This is a genomic window from Arthrobacter sp. SX1312, assembly GCF_002929295.1.
GTDB lineage: Bacteria > Actinomycetota > Actinomycetes > Actinomycetales > Micrococcaceae > Arthrobacter_D.
Genome location: NZ_PJIM01000002.1, coordinates 258,725 through 275,487, shown reverse-complemented (window position 1 = coordinate 275,487; position 16,763 = coordinate 258,725). Strand labels below are relative to the sequence as shown.

General features: G+C 69.9%; 14 protein-coding genes and 2 pseudogenes. 9 read left to right on the top strand and 7 right to left on the bottom strand.

Translation table 11 applies throughout. From position 1 onward, the window contains the following. Positions 1-4: 4 nt before the first annotated feature. Together CXQ92_RS08690 and CXQ92_RS08685 are read left to right on the top strand one after the other, a co-directional pair. The gene (locus tag CXQ92_RS08690; protein ID WP_104167259.1) at positions 5-1,138 is read left to right on the top strand and encodes an aminotransferase class V-fold PLP-dependent enzyme; all 1,134 of its coding nucleotides are present in this window, start codon (positions 5-7) and stop codon (positions 1,136-1,138) included. 218 nt (positions 1,139-1,356) lie between these two features. Next, entirely contained in the window at positions 1,357-3,186 is a 1,830-nt protein-coding gene (locus CXQ92_RS08685) for an immune inhibitor A domain-containing protein (RefSeq protein WP_306738504.1), read from the top strand. A 150-nt stretch (positions 3,187-3,336) separates the two neighbouring features. Here the strand turns inward: CXQ92_RS08685 and CXQ92_RS08680 are convergent, their stop codons facing one another. From CXQ92_RS08680 to soxR, 4 genes are all read right to left on the bottom strand, one after another. Next, positions 3,337-4,095 (bottom strand): hypothetical protein, encoded by a 759-nt coding sequence (locus tag CXQ92_RS08680; RefSeq protein WP_104167257.1) that lies wholly within the window; start codon positions 4,093-4,095, stop codon positions 3,337-3,339. Positions 4,096-4,235: 140 nt separating this feature from the next. Further along, a complete protein-coding gene (locus CXQ92_RS08675) occupies positions 4,236-4,700 on the bottom strand; it encodes a GtrA family protein (protein WP_258069828.1) in 465 nt (154 codons plus the stop codon). A 99-nt stretch (positions 4,701-4,799) separates the two neighbouring features. Continuing rightward, positions 4,800-5,324: a flavin reductase family protein gene (locus CXQ92_RS08670; RefSeq protein ID WP_104167253.1), complete on the bottom strand. Its 525-nt coding sequence runs from the start codon at positions 5,322-5,324 to the stop codon at positions 4,800-4,802. A 34-nt stretch (positions 5,325-5,358) separates the two neighbouring features. Then, positions 5,359-5,811 (bottom strand): redox-sensitive transcriptional activator SoxR, encoded by a 453-nt coding sequence (soxR, locus tag CXQ92_RS08665; RefSeq protein ID WP_258069827.1) that lies wholly within the window; start codon positions 5,809-5,811, stop codon positions 5,359-5,361. A gap of 221 nt (positions 5,812-6,032) precedes the next feature. Between soxR and CXQ92_RS08660 the strand changes: the two are divergent. Both CXQ92_RS08660 and CXQ92_RS08655 read left to right on the top strand, forming a co-directional pair. Continuing rightward, positions 6,033-6,776, top strand: a pseudogene (locus tag CXQ92_RS08660) (Gfo/Idh/MocA family protein); the annotation flags it as partial. Next, a pseudogene (locus CXQ92_RS08655) lies at positions 6,776-7,513 on the top strand (ThuA domain-containing protein); the annotation flags it as partial. The pseudogenes CXQ92_RS08660 and CXQ92_RS08655, both read left to right, overlap by 1 nt. 26 nt (positions 7,514-7,539) lie before the next feature. On the opposite strand, the gene CXQ92_RS08650 reads toward CXQ92_RS08655, so the two are convergent. Both CXQ92_RS08650 and CXQ92_RS08645 read right to left on the bottom strand, forming a co-directional pair. After that, positions 7,540-8,178, bottom strand: coding sequence for a nucleoside/nucleotide kinase family protein (locus CXQ92_RS08650; RefSeq protein ID WP_104167247.1), 639 nt, complete (start codon positions 8,176-8,178; stop codon positions 7,540-7,542). 89 nt (positions 8,179-8,267) lie between these two features. Then, positions 8,268-9,038: a hypothetical protein gene (locus tag CXQ92_RS08645; protein ID WP_146067421.1), complete on the bottom strand. Its 771-nt coding sequence runs from the start codon at positions 9,036-9,038 to the stop codon at positions 8,268-8,270. 204 nt (positions 9,039-9,242) lie between these two features. Between CXQ92_RS08645 and CXQ92_RS08640 the strand changes: the two genes are divergently transcribed. From CXQ92_RS08640 to CXQ92_RS08620, 5 genes are all read left to right on the top strand, one after another. Continuing rightward, complete coding sequence (locus CXQ92_RS08640; RefSeq protein WP_104167243.1) at positions 9,243-9,557, top strand: MmcQ/YjbR family DNA-binding protein; 315 nt, start codon at positions 9,243-9,245, stop codon at positions 9,555-9,557. A 370-nt stretch (positions 9,558-9,927) separates the two neighbouring features. Continuing rightward, on the top strand, positions 9,928-11,388 hold the full coding sequence (locus CXQ92_RS08635) for a hypothetical protein (protein WP_104167241.1): 1,461 nt from the start codon (positions 9,928-9,930) through the stop codon (positions 11,386-11,388). A gap of 58 nt (positions 11,389-11,446) precedes the next feature. Further along, the gene (gene pelF, locus CXQ92_RS08630; RefSeq protein ID WP_104167239.1) at positions 11,447-13,141 is read left to right on the top strand and encodes a GT4 family glycosyltransferase PelF; all 1,695 of its coding nucleotides are present in this window, start codon (positions 11,447-11,449) and stop codon (positions 13,139-13,141) included. Then, entirely contained in the window at positions 13,138-14,217 is a 1,080-nt protein-coding gene (locus CXQ92_RS08625; RefSeq protein WP_104167237.1) for a putative glycoside hydrolase, read from the top strand. Before pelF ends, CXQ92_RS08625 begins: the two co-directional genes overlap by 4 nt. A gap of 103 nt (positions 14,218-14,320) precedes the next feature. Beyond that, complete coding sequence (locus CXQ92_RS08620) at positions 14,321-15,775, top strand: hypothetical protein (RefSeq protein WP_146067420.1); 1,455 nt, start codon at positions 14,321-14,323, stop codon at positions 15,773-15,775. 6 nt (positions 15,776-15,781) lie between these two features. Here the strand turns inward: CXQ92_RS08620 and CXQ92_RS08615 are convergent, their stop codons facing one another. Then, a complete protein-coding gene (locus CXQ92_RS08615) occupies positions 15,782-16,759 on the bottom strand; it encodes an acyl-CoA thioesterase (protein WP_104168168.1) in 978 nt (325 codons plus the stop codon). Between the last annotated feature and the right edge of the window lie 4 nt (positions 16,760-16,763).

Below are 16,763 nucleotides of genomic sequence, written 5' to 3'. Positions count from 1 at the left end.
GACCATGAGCAGTCCTGCGCAGCACGACGACGCCGCGTTCGCGTCCTACCGGGCGTCCTTCACGGAGGCGTGCGGGTTCCTCGACTTCGCGAGTTACGGGCCGCCGTCGCGGGCGGTCCGTGAGCGGGTGGTGCACCTCCTGGAGCTCGCCGGCGACGGCGGGCCCGGGATAGACGGCACCCTGTCGGGGGAGGACCTCCGCGCGCGGCAATCCTTCGCGCGGCTCAGCGGCTTCCCCCTCGAGAACGTGGGGCTGACCGGCAGTACCTCGCTCGGCCTGTTCCAGGTGGCGTTCGGACTGACCGGCGGTTCGGTGCTCGTCAGCGCCGGCGAGTTCCCCGCCAACAGGTACCCGTGGCTCCGTACCAGCGCCGCGGGACGGGCGCGCGTCGAGCTCATCGGCGGCCCCGGCACCCGCATGACGCCCGACGTCGTCGCCCACGCCCTGACCTCGGACACCGTCGCGGTGAGTGTCAGCGCCGTCGACTTCCGCACCGGCTATCGCGCCGACCTCGCGGGCCTCCGCGCGGTGATCGGTCCAGATCGGCTGCTCGTGGTCGACGGCATCCAGGCGTTCGGCGTCGCGGATCTCGAGTGGACGCAGGCCGACGTCCTGATCGCCGGTGCGCAGAAGTGGATCCGCGCCGGGTGGGGGGCGGCCGCCCTCGCGCTGTCGCCGCAGGGCCTGGAGCGGATCGAGCCGCTGCTGACCGGGTGGACGGGCGTCCTCGACTCCCGCAGGTACGACGGCGACGAGCACCTTCCACTGCCCGGAGCGCAGCGCTTCTCCGTCTCGAACCTCTCGCCCTATGCGACCGGCGCCTTCGCCGAGGCCCTCGCCCTGATCGAGACGGTGGGGGTGCCGGCGATCGAGGGTATCGTGGCCGCCCACGCCCAGGCGCTCATCGCGCAACTCGACGCCGCCGGGGTGCCCGTGCTCTCGCCGCGGGACCGATCGGGTGCAGGGATCGTGGTGGCCGGCGTTGCCGGGCGCGCGGCCCGAGCCCACGCGGCCCTCGCGGCCGCCGGCGTCACTGCCACACTCCACGGGGAGGATCGCATCCGCTTCTCCGTGCACGCGACCACCCGTTCCGCGGTGTTCGGCGAGGCCGCGGCGGTTCTGGCGCCGTTCGTCTGAGGTCACCCGCCTGGCGGCGCTGCACTATACGACCGCCTACCCGTCAGCGCCAGAGTGCGGGAGGAAAGTGGTTCACACCCCGCAACCAATCGTCGAAGTGTCCGACGCCGGTGCTACGGTCCCTCCAGAACGTGTGACTCAGGCAACATGTTCATCACCGCAGGCACCGGCTTCATCGGTGTTCTGCACCAGCTGGGACATTTCACTTAGGAGAACCCTTGATTTCCATCACCCGTACCCGGGGACTGCGGTACGCGTTGGCGCTCGCCGTGACCGGCGCCGTCGTCCTTGCCCCCGTGACCGCGCAGGCCGCACCCGGTCCCGCGGCCGACTCACCGACCCCGCCGTCGTCCTTCACGTCCTCACCCGGCGCCGACGGCGCAGCAGAGAGGCTCGACGACCGCTCGGACCCCGCGGACGAAGCGCGTCGCGACCTCAACCAGCAGGCCCTCGGCAGGGTCCTCGCCGGAGAAGCGACGGTCGAGGACCGGAACGGGTCGAAGGCCGTCAGGATGGCTCCCGGCCAGTGGGCGCAGTACGGCCTGCAGGACAGCGACCAGATCCTGTCCTTCCTCGTCGACTTCGGCACCAAGGTGGATCCCCGCTTCCCCGCATCGACCCCCGGACCCGCGAGCGGCGCCATCAAGGAACCGGACCGCGCCGTGGACAACTCCACCTACTGGACCGATTCCTTCGACCGCCAGCACTACCTCGACATGTTCTTCAGCGAGGAGGGCGAGTCCCTCAAGAGCGTCTACGGGGAGTTGTCCAGCGGCCGGTACACGGTCGACGGCGACGTGAGCGACTGGGTGACCGTCCCCTACAACTCGGCAAGCTACGGCGAGACCGAGAGCCAGGCGGACATGACCCGCTTCGTGCAGGACACCGCGAACGCCTGGTACGACGCGCAGATCTCGGCGGGGAAGACCCCCGCCGAGATCGACGCGTACCTCGCGACGTTCGACCAGTGGGACCGTTACGACTTCGACAAGGACGGCGATTTCAACGAGGCCGACGGCTACATCGACCACTTCCAGGCCATCCACGCCGGAGAGGGCGAGGAGGCCGGGGCGGCGTCGTCGGCCATCTGGTCCCACCGCTGGGCCGTCGGCCAGGCGGGCCGCGGGACCACCGGCCCGTCCGCGAACCCCTTCGGCGGCATCAAGATCGGCAAGTCCGACGTCTGGATCCGCGACTACACCACGGAGCCCGAGAACGGCGGCCTGGGTGTCTTCGCCCACGAGTACGCCCACGACCTCGGCCTGCCGGACCTGTACGACACCAGCGGCGGCGAGAACGGCACCGGCTTCTGGAGCCTCATGAGCTCCGGCTCGTGGCTCGGACACGGCGACGGTTCGATCGGCACCACCCCGAACCACATGGGTGCGTGGGAGAAGCTGCAGCTCGGGTGGCTCGACTACGACGTCGCCACGGCGGGTGAGAAGTCCACCCATAAGATCGGCCCCTCGTTCCACGCCACGAAGGCCCCGCAGGCCGTCGTCGTGAACCTGCCGAAGGACGCCGCCGGCAAGAACCGCTTCTACATCGCCGAGAACCGTGTCTACGCGGGCTACGACGCGACGCTCGCCACCGGTCCGTACAACTTCGGCTGGGGCGTCACCGCGCCGGACACCGTGGAGCACTACGCCTACCAGGACGGTCTGAGCATCACCTACTGGAACACCGCGCAGAGCAACAACAACACACGCCAGCACCCGGGCGCAGGTCTCGCCCTGCCCGTGGACGCCCACCCGAAGGCGCTGAGGTGGTCCGACGGCACGATCGTCCGCAACCGCATCCAGAGCTTCGACGCCACGTTCGGCAAGCAGGCCACTGATGCGCTCAGCCTGCACCGCGAGACGGCGGCGGGCATGACCACGCTCACCGCTCCGTCGCAGCCCGGTGTCGCCGTCTTCGACGACACCGACCCGAACGCCTACTACGACGCCACGAACCCCCAGGGGTCCGTCGTCGTCGCCGGCACGGGGACGAAGATCGAGGTCGTCCAGTCCAACTCGACGGGCATGCTGACCCTCCAGGTCCGCTAGTCCCGAGGGATGCAGGACAGCAGGAGCCGGGAGGTCACTCCCGGCTCCTGCTGTATGTGGCCCCGGAGGTGCGCAGAGGAATCGACGGGCACGGGGGCCGGGGTTCAGCGGCGCCGGCGGGTCAGTGCCGGCTCAGGACTGCCGTTCGGTTCAGTGGGTGCCGCGCGGCCGCCGCGGGTGCGCCACGAAGGCGATCGCGAGGGCGAGGAGCAGGGCGACGATGCTCAGGATCCCGGCGACCGTGTACCGGAGCGACGTGCCTTCGACGGGCGGCTGGAAGCCTTCGGCCTGTTCCGCCTGTTCCACCTTGTCGATCCGCACCTCCTCGACCGGGGTCGGCACCCGGGAGGGCGCCGCGCCGTTCCCGGCGGGCACGGGCTGCGGCGCTCGTGGCGCCGACCGGTCGACGACGACGGCTTCGCCCGCGCCCGGCCGCTGCCCATCTCCCGGAAGGACCGGGGTTTCGTCCGCTTCCACGGCCGGGTCCGTCTCCTCGGGCGTCGCTTCGGCGGCGGGGGACGAGGGCGGCGTCGGAGCATCCGAGGTGGGAGGGACCGACGACGCGTCCGGGGCCGGTTCTGGACCTGTCGAGGGAGTCTCGACGGCGGGCTCGGGATCCGAGGTGCCGGGAGCGGTGGCGATCACATCCTCGACGGGAGGTGGCGCGTCCGTTGGAGGGCCGGTGGGCGGAACCGCCGGCCCGCTCGGGGACTGCTCGATCGGCGGCACAGCCGGCGTCGTGCCGGTCATGGCCGGCAGGGGTGAAGCGGACGGTGCAGGCGGTGCGGACGGAGACACCTGATCGGAGGGCTGGGGTGCCGGAGCCGGGGATGCGTCGGCGGCCGCGGGCCCGGACAGCAGCAGTCCGATGCTGATGGCCAGGGTGGGGAGGATCGAGGGGGCGCGCATGGCGGGGACTTCCAAGAACGGTGGTGCATGGTGGCGGGACGGCCCGTCAGCTTTGCAAGCAGGCTGACTACACCTTCAACATTACGCGGCGGGCGTCGGCCATCCCACCGGAATCTTCCGTTGGACAGGTGGCGTCGGACTCATTCCGGGCCGTTGCCCGGAGCCCGGTCCACCCCACCCGACCAGCCGGCGGAGACACGGTGCGGGGGCTGGAACACCACGAAGCGGTACGCGAGGTAGCGGAACACGTTGCCGAGGAGGACGCCGATGACGTTCCCTGAGACGTTGTCCGCCAGCGGGCTCTTGAAGCCCAGGAGGTAGTGCGAGACGAAGAGGCAGGCCGTCGCGATACCGAGGCCCACCAGGTTGGTCAGCCCGAAGAGCAGTGCCTCCTGGCGTTTCGCACGGCCCCTGAACTCGCGGAACGTGAAGTGCCTGCTGCCCAACCAGGAGACGCCGGTCGCCAGGGCGACCGAGGAGACCTTCGACGAGATGGGGCCCACCCCCAGCCCTGAGGAGAGGATGTTGAACACCGAGATGTCGACGATGAAGGCAACGGCCCCGACGGCGGTGAAGGACCCCAGCCGTTTCCAGGCGTCGCGCACGAACCGGTCCCCTCTGTCGATGACGGTTCATTCTAGGCTTTCGATCGCAGAGGCAACCAATGGCTCGCCGAGGGTCCGCCGGCGGCCGGCCCAGACCGCTCAGTACAGCAGTGAGTGGTCGCCCAGCCGGTGGTAGGAGCGGTTGTGGTAGACCAGCGGCGCCCCGGCGGCGCCGTCGTCGCCCTGCTCGATGGCCACGACCTCCGCGGCGAGGATCATCGACCCCCCGACGGGCAGGCGGTGCAGGATGCGACACCGCAGGGCCCATGGCGCCTCCGTCAGGAGCGGCTCGCCCGTGGGGAGCGGCCGCCAGTCCACCGCGCCGCCGAAGCGGTCGGCGCCGCGGGTCGCGAAGAGCTGCGCGATGCCGACCTGATCGGTGCCGAGCAGGTGGACCACCAGCGTCTCCGCCGCGATGAGGGCGGCCGCCGACGACGACGCCGTCGAGACCGAGAAGGCGAGGACGGGCGGCTCGGCGGAGACGGAGGACACGGACGACGCCGTCAGGCCGACCGGCCCGTCCACCCCCTGAGCGGTGATGACGGCGATGCCGGCCGGGTGCGCGCGGAACGCGTCCTTGAAGAGCTCGGCCGTGGCGATCGCGTGGCCGGTGGGAGTCGTCATGCCGTCAACGCTAGAACCTCAACAGAGGTTGAGGTCAAATCGGCGGGTCGGCGTCCAGCAGGGTGGACCGGATGCCCCTGGAACCGGCGGCGTCGTCGGGGTTGACGAAGCCGCAGGCGGCGAGGGACAGGCAGCCGCAGCCGATGCAGCCGTCCAACCGGTCCCGCAGGTGCTCGAGCTGGGAGATCCGCTTGTCGATCTCCTGCTGCCAGGCGGCGGAGAGCCGCTGCCAGTCCGCCTGGTCCGGGACGTCGTCGGTCGGTAGCTCGGCGAAGGCGCGGGCTACGGTGGCGAGGGGGATTCCCGCGCGCTGGGCGGCGCCGATGACGGCGACCCGGCGGAGGACCGAGCGGTCGTACCGACGCTGGTTGCCGCTGGTGCGCCGGCTGGTGATCAGGCCCCGGCGTTCGTAGAAGTGCAGCGCGGAGACGCTCATGCCGCTGCGTGCGGCGAGCTGGCCGACGGAGAGGTCCTGGTCGGTGGTCACGCGCGGCTCCTTCCCGGTGCGGCGGCGGGCGTCGAACCAGCGTAACCGTGCCGGCGGGCGGCTACCGGTCCCATGGACAGCGCCCACGGCGAGACGGTAGGACTGCTGGAGGGGCTCGCCACGCAGCCGCCGCACCCGACAGCAAAGGACAGCCTCCTTGGACGAGCACGCACCGCACGGACGACGCCTGAGAGTAGGTGTGGTCGGCATCGGCTGGGCTCATGGTCGACGCCGCACGCCGGGCAGGGCGGGTGCTCGATGTCGCCTTCAACCACCGGCGACGCGGCGACATCGCGGCCCTGAAGCGCGTGATCGACGACGGCGGAATCGGGCGCCCCTATTACGCGAAAGCGGTTTGGCTGCGCCGCTCGGGCATCCCGTCGCTGGGCAGCTGGTTCACCAACCGGGAGATGGCCGGAGGCGGCCCGCTCTCGGACATCGGCGTCCATGTGATCGACTACGCGCTGCACCTGCTCGGTGAGCCGAAGGTGCTCTCGGTCTCGGCGTCCACCTACTCGGAACTCGGCCCGCAGGGTCGCGGCAGCGGAGCCTATGGCGCGCAGGCCGCCGGTTCCGCGTTCGAGGTGGAAGATTTCGCGACCGCGTTCCTCCGGCTCGAGGGCGGGGTGACCCTCCTGGTCGAGGCGGGATGGGCGGCGTACCGACCGACGGCGGACCTCATGGACTTCCGGATCTACGGGACCGACGGCGGCGCCGAACTGAGCCGCGTCGGCTCGCCGTCCGACGCCGTCGAGAGCCTGCACGTGTTCCGCGAGGACGGCGACTACGAGCCCGAGGTCGGCTCCTCGGCCGGGCACCAGGGCGTCATCGACGACTTCCTCGCCGCGATCCGCGCGGGCCAGACCGGGTGGGGGCGGCACGACGGGTCCCTGGCGCTCACGCGGGCCCGCATCATCGACGCGTGCTACGCATCCGCGGCCGGGCGTCGCGAGGTGGAGCTCTGATGGTCTTCGACAGCAAGCCCACGATCGTCGTCTGGAACGAGGGCGTCCACGAGGCCCGCAACGAGCCCGCGACCATCGGCGAGATGTACCCGCGGGGCATCCACGGCGCCGTCGCGGAATCCCTCGCCGCTTACTTCCCCGGCTCGGACATCACGACGGCGACCCTCGCCGACCCCGAGCACGGCCTCAGCGAGGAGGTCCTCGCCGGCACCGACGTCCTGCTGTGGTGGGGGCACATCGCACACGGCGAGGTGGCGGACGACGTCGTCGATCGCGTGCACCGGCATGTCCTCGCCGGCATGGGACTGGTGGTGCTGCATTCCGGCCACTTCTCGAAGATCCTCACGCGGCTCCTCGGCACCACGTGCTCGTTGAAGTGGCGCAACGACGGCGAGCGCGAACTGGTCTGGACGGTCAAGCCCTCGCACCCGATCGCCGCCGGCATCGAGAGCCCGATCGTGATCCCCGAGCAGGAGATGTACGGCGAACTCTTCGACATCCCCGAACCGGACGACCTCATCTTCATCAGCTCCTTCGAGGGTGGCGAGGTGTTCCGCTCCGGTGTGACGTTCTCTCGCGGCAAGGGGCGCATCTTCTACTTCAGCCCCGGCGACCAGGAGTACCCGGTCTACCACCACCCGCAGATCCGGCGTGTGCTCGCCAACAGTGTCGACTGGGTGGCGCAGCCGGGGGTCGGCCGCACCCCGCCGGAGGTGGCGAATCCGGCGCGCGACTGGGTTCCTGACGGACTGAGGCGCCTGGGTCAGCCGACGCGCCACTCGGACAGGTCGAGGACGCGGTCGGCCCTGTCCCGGGTGGCGGCCACGCGCGCCGCGTTGGGTTCGTCCACCCGGCGGGCCCAGTCCTCGGCTTCCGCGGGTGTCTTGCCGAAGTGGATGTGCCGCGCGATGAGGCGGCGCCGGCGCAGCCCGGGCTCGACGTCGACGAACCACACCTGGTCGAGGTGGCTCCTGGCGTCCCGCCAGCCCGGTGCGTCGAGGAGCAGGTAGTTGCCGTCGGTGATGAGCAGGGAGCACGAGGGTGTTACCGGCAGGGCGTTGGCGAGCGGCTGCTCGAGCCGACGCTCGAACGCCGGCGCGTACACGGTATGGCAGGGATGGCCCGCCAGACGTGCCAGCAGAGCGGCATAACCGTGGGCGTCGAAGGTCTCGGGGGCGCCCTTGCGGTCCAGCAGGCCGAGGGTGGCCAGGGCCTGATCCGCCAGATGGAATCCGTCCATGGGGACCAGGGCAAGGTGCTCGGGGTCGGCCGCGGCGATGGCCGCGGCGACGGTGGACTTGCCTGCACCCGGCGGTCCCGCGATTCCGAGCAAGGTCCTCCTGCCGGGGACGGGGGAGGGCAGGAGGGCCTCGAGTTCCTCGATGGTACGAACACTCCTCATCGCCGCGGATCCTCCTCCTGCGTCGGCCGCTCGGCCGGCTCACGTCCCCGCGTCCATCATGCCGCTCCTGTGCCCGCCCGGGCTCTCTCCTAACCGGCGGGGCGCAGGGACGTGAGCATCGTCCTGATCTGCTGGTACTCCTCCGTCTCCATGTAGGCCTGCGGTGTGTCGATGTGCATCGGCTTACCGGGGTAGATCTCGTACGGGTCGTAAATGCCGCCGAACGCCGCCCCGGAAGGTGGCCATGTGAAGAAATGGGCGATGGGGCAGGCGGTCGTCCCCTCCGGAAGGGGCCCGGAGGTGATGCCGTAGGCGAGGATGGACGCCGCGACCGGGTCGGCCACCGAGGGGTCCGTACGGCCTTCGAAGACGAACATCGGGATGCCCGGATCCTGGGTCAGGGCCGGCAGCGGCTCGGAGTCGAGGAGCGAGTACGGCACCTCCGCCGGGCACACGGCTCCCGTGACCAGGTTCGTCTGCAGGGACGCGAGCCGTCGGCCGGCGTCATCCTCGACGGCGACGGCCACGCCCTCCGGCGGGGCCGGGGTGGACGCGACGACGGTCCAGTCCCCGGGGTGGTCGAAGGACAGGTCTCCGTCCGGGGTCGTGTAGGTGGCCCATCCCGAGTCGCTGTCGCCGTCGCCGTCGCCGGTCGGGGCCTCGGACGGCGGGGCCTCGGACGGGGGATCCGACGCCGGGGTGCCGGCGGGTGGGGTGCCGGTCACTGACGGGACGTCCTGGGCCTCCCGGGTCTGCGCGGTATCGGCACCGGCGTCGGCCTCGGGAGGAGCGCAGGAGGTGAGAAGAAGAGCGAGGCACACAGCCCCGGAGGACAGCAGCACGGTACCTGGGCGACCCATGGTTACTCCTTCGTAGCGCGGGTGGATCGCTCCATGATGGTGCTGTCAGGGATACCCGGTCAGCGCCCTGCCCGGATCGTTATGAGGTCTGCGGGATCGTTGCCGATCCGTATGCGTATCGTGATGCGGCGGCGGCCGGGGAATTCACGGGATCGCCTCGAGCAAGCACTGGACCGGCCGCACCGCCGGTGCCATGGTTGGTCCATGGTCAGCGAAGACGATGTGCGATCAGCCTGCCTCGCCCTGCCCGGGACCTCGGAGCGGATGAGCTGGAACCGACCCGCCTGGTTCGCCCGGACGCTTTTCGCCCGCATGTGGGATGACACCGTCCTCACGATCAAGACCGAGGAACGGGATGCGCTGCTCGCGACCCAGCCGGGCGCCTTCTTCATCCATCCCCACCACGACCAGTACGAGTCACTGGTGCTCGTGCGGCTCGGCCGGATCGATCACGAGGAGCTGACCGAACTCATCGAGGAGTCCTACCGGATCGCCAACAGCACCGCGGCGAGGCACTAGGGCCGTCGCCCTCTCGGGGGCAGTGTGTGCTTGGTCACCACCTGGTCCGCCGGTTGCTGCCCGGCCGCCGCTCCAGGGAGCGCAACTGAGTAGTTTTCGGCACGTTCTACAAGTAGTACGCCAGCAGTACAGCGTAAGTAGAAAGGGTATCTCCGAGGGTTGAGTGAGTAAGTGCCACTCGTGCCTCCGGCGGACCCCGGCCGATAGGTTCACGACAGGCGCTCGCTGGCAGAGCTGGCGAGGACGCCCCCATCACTTCTCGTGTGGGACGACTCCCGGACCCCTGCCGTGCCGGCACCGACCTGTCCTACTCACGTCTCACACGAGGTCGCCCATCCGCGCTGCGGTAGGGAGCGGCCCAGGGGAAATCATGACTTCGCTGCAGTCCCTGCTCCAGGACTCCCATGCCCGGCACCGAACGGTGATCATCATCGTCGCGCTCATCCTCACGGCCCTCGTGCCGCTCGCCGACACTCTGCTGCCCCCCGGCTGGTCCTATGTCCTGCTGGCCACCGGCGCGGTGCTCGTCATGGCGACCCTGTTCATGCTCGCGCGACCCGGTGCGTCCAGCCCCGGAGGTGACCGGGCGAGGTCCGACGGTCGAGCGCGGCCCGGCGCCGGACTCCTGCTGTATCTTTCGCCGGTCATCCTCCTGAACCTCGTATACCCGCTCGTCAGCCCGGCCATGGCAGGGGTGGACGTCGGGGGAGTGCAGCTCACTCTCGTGGTCCTGGCATCCTCGATCACCGTCCCGTGGCTCGCGCAGGCCGCCTGCCTCCCCGCCTACCGCGCTATCGGGGACCTCATGGTCGAGCGGGACATGGCAGCCATCACCCGCCGCTTCTGCACCACCTGGCCTGCGATGTTCGTCCAGGCTCTTCCCCTCGTCGTGGCCTTCGCCATCCCGCTGTGGCTCGCCACGCGCTGGTCCTTCACGGCCCTGGCCACCTATGCCGCACTCTGCGCCCTCCACCTCCTCTTCGTCCAGTCCCTCATCCTCGCCAATGTGGGAAGCCGCCGCGGGCTGTGGGCGGTTGCGTGGGTGGCCTATGCCGCTGCCCTCTTCGCGGCTCCTACTCTGTGGTGGCTGCCGCCGCTGCTCGGCGCACTCACGCAGATCGTCCCCATGGGGCGCGGTCTGGCCGCCCTGAGCCTCACCCGCCTCGGGGCCCGCGACTTCTCGACCGACCTCGTGCGGGGGCTCCTCCTCGGCGCGGTGCTGTGGGCGGACAAGTTCGTGCTGTTCCTCGTCACCGACGGCGACTTCCAGGTGGTCATCGTGTTCCTCGCGATGCTGCCCGCGGTCATCGCGTACAACTACTACTTCGTGAACCTCGCCCCGAAGGTGGACAGGGCGGTCACCGACCTGCACCGCACCATCTCGGACGAGCCGTTCACGGTCCTCGCCGCGCGGTCCAGGCGCCTCAGCCGCACCGTGGACCGCGCCATCCTCAGCACGGGTGCCGTCGGCATGGTCCTGACACTCGTGATCTCCCTGCTCCTCGACGGGTTCCAGCCCGCGAATGTGCTCCTGGCTGTCTCGGTGGGCATCGCATCCTGGGCCTTCATGATCCTCACGCTCCTCAGCTACGAACTGGACTACATCGGCGAGAAGGCGCTGCCGCAGGTCCTGGGCGGCATCCACCTGGTGCTCTGTGCAGCGGCCTTCCTGCTGATCGGCGCCACCCAGAGCTCCACCGGGGCCGCGCTCGCGTACGGTGCGCTCGTCCTGGCAGACCTGGCACTCGTCGTCGTCGCCTGGGTGCTCTACAAGCGCCACTGGCGCCAGCCCGAATACACCCTGTTCTGGCGCCACGCCACGTCCTGGTAGCGGACACCGCACTCCGCCCCCGCCCGACCCACCGCTGTTGATCGTAGAAGGAAGAAGCATGTACGTGTTCAAGACCCCGAAGGCGCGCCGAGCCGCGCTCACACCGACCGGCGCCGTCGTTCCTGCGGCCCGGGCCGCAGCGGAGCGGCAGTACGAGGACGTCGACGTGGCGATCGTCATGGAGTCCACCTACCCCTACCTCAAGGGCGGCGTCTCCGCCGTGGTGCATGACATCGTCACGCACAACCCCGATCTCACCTACGGCATCATCCACATCTCCTGGGATTCCGATTCGCCCCAGGAGGACCTCTACGGCATGCCGGACAACGTGGCCTGGGTGCGGCCGGTCTTCCTGAGCCTGCAGGAGCACCGGCACGACTACATGGCGGCGACCTCCAGGGATCTCGGCATGACCCCGGCGGAGCGTGCCGGACTGGTGGACCGCCTCTTCGACGCGCTGTACGCGCTGTCCGAGCGGCGCGAGGTGGAACCGCTCTGGCAGCTGATCGACGAGGGGTTCAACGAGCGCACCCGGAGGTATCCGCTCTGGGCCGTGCTCGGGACGAGGGAATTCATGGAGGCCCTCGCGGTGAGGATGCCCCAGCTCGACCTGTCCCTCGCCGATTCCTTCTGGACGCTGCGCAACTTCTTCTCGCTCGCCTACGCCATCCTCGGGGAGACGATGCCGAAGGCGCGCGTCTACCACGCGCACACCACGGGGTACGCCTCGCTGCTCGGCGCCGCAGCGGCCCGTGACCACGACACCTCCTTCCTGCTGACCGAGCACAACCTCTACGTCCGCGACACCGTGAACACCCTGCTGGACCGCAACATGGCGCTGTCCATCACCTCCGAGGACTACCGGACGTTCGACGTGACGCCGGAGCAGCGCGCGTGGATGGCATGGTGGACCGAGATGGGCCACTTCTGCTACCCGAGCGCCGCCCTGATCACCTACCTGTATCCGACGGCGATCACCGAGGCAGCGCGCCTCGGTACGGATATCGACAAGGCCGTCGTGGTGCCCAACGCCATGGTCATCGAGGAGTTCGAGGACAAGTACCGTGCCCGGCTGGAGGCGCAGGAACACCTCAGGAAGCACGGCGACGACCACGTGTGGAAGCTGGTCTTCATCGCCCGCATCGTGCCCATCAAGGGGCTGCTCGACCTCCTGTCCAGCATGGACATCCTGCGCCGCCAGGGGTTCCCCAATGTCCATCTCGATGTCCTCGGCCCCACCGAGCACGTGCCCGAGTACTACGAGGCGTGCCTGGCCAAGATCGCGAGCCTGGGGTTGCAGGACCACGTGACGATCCACGGCACGGTCAACGTCCGGGACATGCTCGACCGGTTCGACCTCCTCGTGATGCCGAGCTACAACGAGGGCCAGCCCATCGTGGTCCTCGAAGCGATGGCAGCCGGGATCCCTACGGTCGGCACGGATGTCGGAGGCATGCGGCAGCTGATCGGCGATGAGCTGCACACCCGGGACGGCCGGACCGTCGGTCCCTGTGGCGGGCTCGTGGTCGCCGGCGACGTACAGCAGATGGCGGACAGTCTGCGAACCGTGCTCGGCGACAGGGAGCTCTACGCCGACTATGCGGCCAATGCCCGGGTCAGGGTGCAGGAGTTCTTCCAGATGCACGAGATCATGTCCTCCTACAACGAGATCTACCGGACCGTCGGGGACATCGCCGATCTCCGGGGCCTCTCGACGGCTGACCTCGAGGACCTCGCCCGGGCGGGCTCATGACCGGGGTCGGTGCCTGGATCCGCTACGGAGGGCCACTGCTTCCGGGGCAGCTCGAGTTCGCCGCTGAGCACTACCGGGTTGCCATCCTGCAGCCGTGGGAGACCGCCGCCGCACGGGAACTCAAGCGCCGCCGTCCGGACATGACCGTGCTCTGCTACAAATGCCTGTCCTCGGTGCGCAGCTACGAGCCCGGGCCCGTCTACACCTCCGGGGTCTCCTTCGCGGAGGCCGAATCCTCGGCGGACGGCGCCTGGTTCGCCCGGCGGCTCGACGGCACCCGGATCGAGTGGGCGCGTTATGCGGGCCACTGGCAGATGCGGGTGTGGGATCCCGCATATCAGCGCCGGTGGGTGGAGAACGTGGTGGGCGAGCTGCGGGACTCGCCCTTCGACGGCGTGATGGCGGACAACGACGTCTTCGACGACTACTACGGTCTCCACCTCCCCATCGAAGGGGCAACGGAGATGCTCGATCTCCGCTCGGCGCTCGGCGATCTGGTGCAGGCCGCCGGGACGGCGCTGAACGGCGTGGGGAAGCTCCTGGTGCCGAACATCGCGGAATCCCGCCGTGAACCGGGCAGGTGGCAGGCGCATGCCGCGTACGGCGGAGGGTTCGAGGAGGTCTGGCTCGGCTACGGCGCGGAGCATCTGTTCGACCCGCTGACCGCGGAGGCTCAGCTTCCGCAGGCCGCCGGACCCGGGCTCTCCATCCTCCGCGTACCCACCGACGGCGACGACCGGCACCCCAATGTCGCCTATGGGCTGTCGGCGTTCTGGATCTTCGGAGCGGGCAGGGGGGCTTACTCGGCCACGGCGCATGACGACTACAGCCGCACGCAGCACGCCCCCGAACTCGACTGGCAGCTCGGCCGGCCGGTGACGGAGCCGACGGGCAGGAACCATGCCTGGTGGCGAGAGTTCGAGGGCGGCTTCGCGGCCGTCAATTTCAACGCGGACGGCAGGCGCCGGTGCCGGGTGCGGGTCCCCGCGGGGCTCGTGGACGGCGCCGGCGTGCCGGCCCCGTCATGGGTGGTCCTGCCGGCCCAGCGGGGCATCCTCTTTCGCCGCGCTGCCTGAGTCGGCCGACGCGGGACGCCCCGACCGTCAGGTTCTCCGCAGGATTCGCCTTGATCCGGGTTCGAGGGTGGTCGGCACGCCCACCATGCACCACCATGTGGACATGAGACCGAATGCCGCTGGGGCAACTCTTGTTTCGGCGGCACTCGCTGTCGCCTTCGCCGTCTGCTCGCTCGCGGCTCCCGCGCAGGCCGGCAACCTGACCTCGAGTACGGGCCAACAACTGCCTGCCTACCTCCAGGGTTACCGGCAGGGCCAGCTGCTCTGCCCGGGGGCGGCCCTCACCGGCAAGGTCTCCGTGGCCATCGTCGATCCGATGATGGCCACCACGGACGCCCCGGGGGACTGCACGCTCCGGGACATGAAAGCCGCCAACCCGGGCACCACCTTCCTCGCCTACCTGAACATCGGCGCCATGAGGGACTTCGAGTCCTGGAACGGCGTCTTCCAGAACTCCTGCGCGGACACCGCCACCGACGCCGGCAGGCGGTTCGGCGTGACCACGACGAATCCGAGGGTCGCCCGCACGGACGACGGCCTCGCGGGCTACCCGGGGTACTCCTACCTGACGGTCGCCGATCTCTCCCCTGCCTACGCGGACGCCTGCGCGGCGACGGCGCGGACCATGCTCAGCACCGACGCCCAGCGGGGGATCACGAACGCCCCGCCCGCCCGCTTCGACGGCATCTTCCTCGATGACGCCTCGATGTCGCCCGCACACGGCCAGGACATGGTCGACGTCGGACAATGGGGTCCCTGGGCCGACGACGACGCCTACGGTCGGGCGCTGATCGCGGCCGTCAAGCGGTTCGATGCGACACTCACCCGCACCATGGGTCGTGACATTCCCGTCGCCGTCAACCTCGGCGTCTACCCGGCCTGGGGCAACCAGGTCGGCCTCGCCAGGACCCTCGCGGCGACGCGCTCCGTGGACTTCGCGCTCCGGGAACACGTCGTGGCCACCGGGACCGGCAAACCCCTTCCCGTCCTCGACCTGGAGCAGGCGAGCTCCGCCTACCGGACCATCACCGCGGCGGGGATGCCCGTGGTGGAGCACGACTACTCGGTTCCCCTGCGGGAACTCCCGACGACGGCCTACCGGCAGGGCGGCGATATCGGGAGTTCGGCCCCGTGCCTGCGTGATGGCTTCGGCAACCGCTCGGCGGTCGTGGCGGTGGCGAAGGCCCGGCGCACCCTCGACCACCGCATGACCCTCGGGCACCTCCTGCAGACGCGGACCGCGACGGCCCGGCAGATGACGGCTACCGTCTCCCAGGCCGAGCCCACCTGCCAGGACAACGCCTGGGATGACGGCGCGAACTTCGAGGCGGTCACGACGGCCTCGGTCGATGCGCTCGACGCCCAGGTCGCCGCCCTCACGAAGGCGGTGACGTCCGGTGCCTATGCGACCGCGGCACCGCTGAAGTACTCCGGCGTCAGCGTGGTGCGGCTCTCCAACGGCAGCGTCGTCGCCGTCAACAGCACCGCCGTCACGCGATCCGTGACGGCCTACGGCAAGACCCTCAGCATCCCGGCGCGGTCGGCGACGATCCGCTGACGACCCTCAGCCGGCCTGCTGCAGATGCGTCGGCAGGACGCTGCCCGGGGCACGGCTGCGGATCAGCAGCAGGTTCCGGGCGTGGTCGTGGAGCCGTCGGTCCTCCTCCGACCTCGGCACCCAGGGCGGCACCGGCACCGCCGTCCCTTCCTCGTCGCGTGCCACCATGACCGTGAGGCACGTGGTGGTGAGCTCCATGTCGCGGGACCTCGGGCTCCCGGAGCGGACGTGCACTGCGATGTGCATGCCCTTGTTGCCCGTATAGACGAGTCGCGCCTCCACCTCGACGACGTCACCGATGTGCAGGGGCTTCAGGAAGCGGACGCCGCCGGAGAACACGGCCACGGTGTCCAGCCCGCAGTACCGCGTGGAGCAGACGTAGGCGGCCTCGTCGATCCAGTCCATCACCGTGCCGCCGTGCACCTTCCCACCCCAGTTGACGTCGGTGGGTGCGGCGAGGAACCGGAGGACCGTCCGCTCCGCGGTGCTGCCGTCGGTGTATTCCTGCCGGCGCATCTCTTCGACGATCTCCTTGCGGACCTCGATGCGCGCGATCGCATGATCACTCTCCATGCGCTCGGCCTCCGTCCGCGGTTCGAAGGGCGGCACCGCGACGGGTTTGCCGTCCGGCCCCACCGCAACGAAGATGACGAGGCACTCGCTGCGCTTCCCGCCGTCGTCCCCGGTCACGGATCCGGAGGAGACGATGGTGCGGATGTGCATGGAGGACGTGCCGGTGTGGACGATCGTGGCCTCCACCTCCACGAGGTCGCCGACCATCACGGGATCCGCGAAGTGGATGTTCCCGACGTACGCGGTCACGCAGTAGGTCTTCGCCCAGCCGACGGCGGCCGCGTAGGCGGCCTTGTCCACCCACTCGAGCACGGTGCCGGCGTCCACCGAGCCGCTGTGCCCGAGATCGGTGGGCGAGGCGAGGAATCGGAGGGTGACCGCATTCGACGGCGGATCAGCGGGGCGCGGCATGGGT